Annotated in this window: 1 protein-coding gene and 1 pseudogene; both read right to left on the reverse strand. The window is 37.8% G+C overall.

What is annotated here, in order from left to right; all coding sequences use genetic code 11:
- On the reverse strand, nucleotides 1-372 hold a 372-nt coding region (locus HMPREF9441_RS16190), incomplete at its 3' end, for a LemA family protein (protein ID WP_008622992.1).
- Between the two features lie 75 nt (nucleotides 373-447).
- Nucleotides 448-582, reverse strand: a pseudogene (locus HMPREF9441_RS18490) (IS1595 family transposase); the annotation flags it as partial.
- Nucleotides 583-643: the final 61 nt, after the last annotated feature.

The following is a 643-nucleotide window of genomic DNA, read 5'->3' on the forward strand; positions in this document are numbered from 1 at the left end:
TATCTCTTGCTGCAAGTGCATAAAGTTGGTGTTAGCTTTCAGGTCGGGATAGGCTTCTACTTGTATGTTGAAAGCCCCCATAGCCGATGATAGTTCTTTTTCAGCAGCTATTTTGCTATTGATGTCAGTCGCACTAATAGCACGGCTGCGCGCTTGGGTCACGCGGGTAAGTACCTCTGCTTCGTGGTCCATATATCCTTTTACGGCAGCAACCAACTGAGGGATAAGGTCGTAGCGTTGCTTTAGCTGCACGTCTATATCAGCAAAAGCGTTTTCTCTGTTATTAGCTAAAGCCACTAAGCGGTTGTTGGTGCTGATGTACCAAACTACCACTATTACTATAAGAGCGATAACAATAATAAGTGCTGTCATATTTTTATGTTTTTTTTTATAAATTTTAAAATATTTATTGAGGTGTCTATTTAGCTACATACTAATTGACTTTGGGAATCGGTCTATGTTAAATTCTGAACCCCAAGAATATATACCTCGTATCCAAGACTTTACTTGATGTATTATCTTATGTAATGTAGGAAAATTCTTCCCATCATTACTAGGAATTTGAGTTATATTAAAGTCTTTTATTTTTTAGTATTTTGCCACTATCTCTTCAAGGGCTGTTACTATTTCAGCAGCGCTATCT

It is taken from the genome of Paraprevotella clara YIT 11840 (assembly GCF_000233955.1).
GTDB classification, from domain to species: Bacteria; Bacteroidota; Bacteroidia; order Bacteroidales; family Bacteroidaceae; genus Paraprevotella; species Paraprevotella clara.